The sequence below is a fragment of the Craterilacuibacter sp. genome, from assembly GCF_051659485.1.
Taxonomy (GTDB): Bacteria; Pseudomonadota; Gammaproteobacteria; order Burkholderiales; family Chromobacteriaceae; genus Craterilacuibacter.
Window position 1 is genome coordinate 1 of the sequence record NZ_JBOFOO010000376.1, and the last position, 4,195, is coordinate 4,195.

Annotated in this window: 5 protein-coding genes and 1 pseudogene; all 6 read right to left on the reverse strand. The window is 57.8% G+C overall.

Annotated elements, in window-relative coordinates; translation table 11 throughout:
• A pseudogene (locus ACRC1E_RS12930) lies at nt 1-128 on the reverse strand (translation initiation factor IF-1); the annotation flags it as partial.
• 338 nt (nt 129-466) lie between these two features.
• A complete protein-coding gene (locus tag ACRC1E_RS12935; protein ID WP_438515501.1) occupies nt 467-1,255 on the reverse strand; it encodes a CHAD domain-containing protein in 789 nt (262 codons plus the stop codon).
• A gap of 121 nt (nt 1,256-1,376) precedes the next feature.
• Complete coding sequence (locus tag ACRC1E_RS12940; protein ID WP_438515502.1) at nt 1,377-2,186, reverse strand: MetQ/NlpA family ABC transporter substrate-binding protein; 810 nt, start codon at nt 2,184-2,186, stop codon at nt 1,377-1,379.
• 36 nt (nt 2,187-2,222) lie between these two features.
• Nucleotides 2,223-2,909 carry a methionine ABC transporter permease gene (locus ACRC1E_RS12945; RefSeq protein ID WP_438515503.1) on the reverse strand — a complete coding sequence of 229 codons (687 nt, stop codon included), beginning with the start codon at nt 2,907-2,909 and terminating at the stop codon, nt 2,223-2,225.
• Entirely contained in the window at nt 2,909-3,646 is a 738-nt protein-coding gene (locus ACRC1E_RS12950) for a methionine ABC transporter ATP-binding protein (RefSeq protein ID WP_438515504.1), read from the reverse strand. Before ACRC1E_RS12950 ends, ACRC1E_RS12945 begins: the two co-directional genes overlap by 1 nt.
• Nucleotides 3,647-3,869: 223 nt before the next feature.
• Nucleotides 3,870-4,195 (reverse strand): endonuclease/exonuclease/phosphatase family protein (locus ACRC1E_RS12955; RefSeq protein WP_438515505.1); only part of this gene is annotated, 326 nt, incomplete at its 5' end.

A 4,195-nucleotide genomic window follows, 5' to 3' on the forward strand; every position in this document is an offset into this window, starting at 1 on the left:
AATTTGCGCATTTTGCCCGAGGCGTAAGCCACGACTTCTACGCCATTTTCCAAACGCACTTTAAAACGCGTATCCGGCATGACGTCAACAACGACGCCCTGTAGTTCCAACAGTTCTTCTTTAGCCATAAACCTATCTCCGATAGCCCCCCATCTGATTGCGGGCGTCCGTTCTACAACAATGCTCTGACTGCCCCCTCATTAACACTCCAGCACTGCCTCTTTAAGATGAGAGGCCGGCGGGATTGTCCGTCGGGATATGCCGGTTTCGGCAGATATTCGTTGCGGGAAACGAGGCGAGAATGAGGCGGGCGGAACCCGAATGAATCCGGGCGAACGCTCTCAGCCAACGGGCAGCACAGCTTTCCAACGCGCAGTATACCTGATAACGGCAAACAAAACCCTTGCCTGATGGCAAAAGCACACTACCCGGCTCACTCTAGCCTTCGCCCTGCCGCCACGCCACGCTAAACCAGCCGCCGCACAAGCCGGCAAGCGATGCGCTGCAAACGCGATTTACGCTGCGCGATGATGCTACGCCATGCCTTGTACAGCGGTCCGGCCTTAGCCAGAGACTGCCGAAAATTTTCCAGATCGTTGAATTCCCCCAGCAGTAGCTGCAAGGGGCGCAGCGCCTCGCTCCGCCTGCGGGAATGCGGCTCCATCACCGCCGCAAACTGCTCACACCAAAGCCGGTAACGCTTGATGGCCAGCCGTGCCGCATGCCAGTGCAGCACTTTGCCACTTTTCAGCGCACGCTGCAGACAGTGCTGCACCCGCTGGTTCAAGCGCCTGGCGTGACGGCGTACCCGCTTGCGCTGCCTGTACTTATCCGGGCTAGCTTCCGTATCCGCCAGCAAGGCCATTAACATGGCCAGTGCAGCTTGCAGCGAAGGTTGCAGCGACAGGAGCAACACGCTGCGCTCGCACTGCAAATCGCTTATCCATTGATGGCGAATAGCGACAAGCGCGGCAGGGTGATGTGCCGACAAGGTTGGCAGCAAGCCCAGCCCGACTTCAAGCTCGCGCGCGCTGCTACTCATGCGGTAACACGCAGCCAATTGGCAACGGATCGCATCCGCCAGCGGCTTGCCACGAAAAAAACATAATAGGGTACGCAGTGCCCTGAGTCCGAGGCGCAACGTATGTACGGCCTCGTCCCGCTCGGGGCTATCGGGGCCGGCCAAGGCCTGCTCCGCATTCAGGATGCGGGCTGCTTGCCAGGCTACGCCGTGAGCAAAATGCTGTTTTTCCATAGCCGCCTCCAGACAGACTCAGCCACCAGCATAAGCGCATTTATCCCAATATGCTGCAACCCCACTGCCAAAAAAAAAGCGGCGCATCGCTGATGCACCGCTTTTTTTGGCAATAAAACGCTTACTTCCAGTTGTTCGGCAGCTTGTAACCTGCGTACTTCTTCTGCGCCCACGCCTTGAATTCCGGCGAATTGTAGGCTGCAATCACATCCTTGGCCCATGGTTTGGCGGCGTCGGCGCTCTTGACCACACCCCAGTTGACATAGGCGTAGCTCTTTTCCTGATACACGGCTTCAGTCAGCTTGATGCCGGAACTGGTCGCATAATTGCCATTGATCACGGCAAAATCGACATCGCTACGGGCGCGCGGCAACTGGGCGGCTTCCAGCGGAATGATTTTCACCTGTTTGATATTGCTGGCAATATCGCGCTCGGAGGCAGTCAGCGGATTCACACCCGGCTTGAGCGTCACCCAGCCAAGGTCTGCGAGCATCACCAGCGCACGGGCAAAATTGGACGGATCGTTAGGTGCGGCCACCGTACTGCCCGGCTTGACGTCTTTCAAGGTCTTGAGCTTGCCCGGATAGATGCCCAAAGGTGCGGTCGGCACCTGGAACACCGGCGTCAGGCTCAGCTTGTGCTCCTTGCTGAACGAATCCAGGTACGGCTTGTGCTGGAATACGTTCACATCGAGCGAGCCTTCGGCAAGGCCGAGGTTGGGACGCACATAATCGGTAAACTCGACCAGCTTGACGCTGTAGCCCTGCTTTTCCAGTTGCGGCTTGATGCTGAGCTTGACCATATCGCCGAAGTCGCCCACGGTGGTACCGATCACGATACTCTTCTTGGCCGGATCGGCAGCAACAGCAGCGCCAGCAAAGCTCAGGCCGACTGCGGCCACGATCAGGGATTTGATAAATATTCTGCGCATTTTGTTTCTCCTTGGTATGTATGCTTGATGAACGGTTTAACGCTTGTCCAGTCTTGCCGCCAGACGGTTACCGGCAAACTGGATGATCTGCACCACGACGACCAGCAACAGCACCATGGCCAGCATGACTTCAGTCTGGAAACGGTAGTAGCCATAACGGATCGCCAAATCCCCTATTCCACCACCGCCAACCACGCCGGCAACGGCGGAATAACTGAGAAAACTGATGGTTAGTATGGTCAGGCTGGCAACCAGACCGGCACTGGCTTCGCGCAGCAAGACCTTGAAGATGATTTCCAGGGGGCTCGCGCCCATCGCTTCGGCCGCCTCTAGCACACCGCGCGGCACTTCGCGCAAAGTCTGCTCCACCAGCCGGGCAAAATAGGGAATGGCGGCAAAAGACAGCGGCACGGCGGCGGCGATCGGGCCTATGGTCGAGCCGACAATCAGCCGGGTCAGCGGCACCAGCGACACCATTAGAATGATAAAGGGGAAGGAGCGCACCAGATTGACCAGCCAGCCCAGAATCCCGCACACCCAGCGGTTGGCCAGAATCTGCCCCGGCTGCGACAAATACAGCCATATCCCTAATGGCCCACCCAGCAACACCGCGGCAGACAGGCCAATGCCCAGCATCAGCGCAGTTTCCAGACAGGCTTGCCAAATTTCCGGCGCCAGCAATACCAGATTGGACAGTGCTTCGGTAAACGTAATCGCGTCCATTATGCAGCCTCCAGCATATCGCGCGCGGCAAGCGAAACCGCATCCAGCTCGCCATCGCGAATCGCCATGATTTCGACAATATTGCCGGCCTCCAGCAAGGCGGCACGCTGGCAGATGGAACGCACCACGCCCATTTCGTGGGTCACGATCACGATAGTCACACCGAAGCGCGCATTGATATCGGCCAGACACTGCAACACGCTCTGCGTGGTTTTCGGGTCCAGTGCCGAGGTAGGCTCATCGGCCAGAATCACCTTGGGGCGCGGCGCTAATGCACGGGCAATGCCCACGCGCTGCTTTTGCCCGCCCGAAAGCTGGGCCGGATAGTGTTCGGCGCGGTCGGCAAGCCCCACGACCTCCAGACATTCGTTGACGCGAACCGCAATATCGGCACGACGCCAGCCGGCAATCTCCAGCGGAAAAGCAATATTTTCAGCGACGGTACGGTTGGCCAGCAGATTGAACTGCTGAAAAACCATCCCGATATTCTGGCGGGCACGGCGCAAGTCGCGCGCCGACAAGCCGGTCAGATCCTGCCCGTCAACCAGTACAGCACCGGCATCAGGGCGCTCCAGCAGGTTGATCAGGCGCAGCAAAGTCGACTTGCCGGCCCCGGAAAAACCGATCAGGCCGAACACTTCCCCGGCGGCAATGGACAGCGTGGTCGCGCGCACCGCGTCGAACCAGCCGCCATCGGGATGGCGAAAACGCTTGCTCACGTTATTGAGATGAATCATCAAAGTCTCCAGAATGCAAAAAGCCCGCCACTTGCGGCGAGCTAATTCATGGAGCTTCAACACTCTTGAAGCACGGATTGTCAGGTGCAGTCCGTCCACGCTTTAGCTGTTTTACGCCCGCAAGCTGTATCAAATCGGCGATGTATCTGGGACAAAATTTATCAGCAACCAAGCCTAGCCGTCAAGCACTGTATACAAAATATTATTCATTAACGGCAATAAGCTATAGCGGCAACAGCAAGGTACTCAAGGGGAGATGGTCGGATAAGCGCGCCCAAGGCAGGCCGCGATGCACCTCGACTGCCATCGGCTTGAGGCCGCGCACATAAATGCGGTCCAGCGGCAGCATCGGCATGCGCGCAGGAAAGCTTTTGGCGCACTCGCCATTCAGCGTACGAAATACTTCGGATAGGCCTACCCGCTCGCGCAGGATAACGCTGGCCTCGTCACGCCAGTCGTTAAAATCGCCAGCCAGAATCAACATCGCCTCGGGCGGCACATTGCTCTCGATATAGCGCGACAAAGTCTCGAACTGTTTACGCCGGTCGC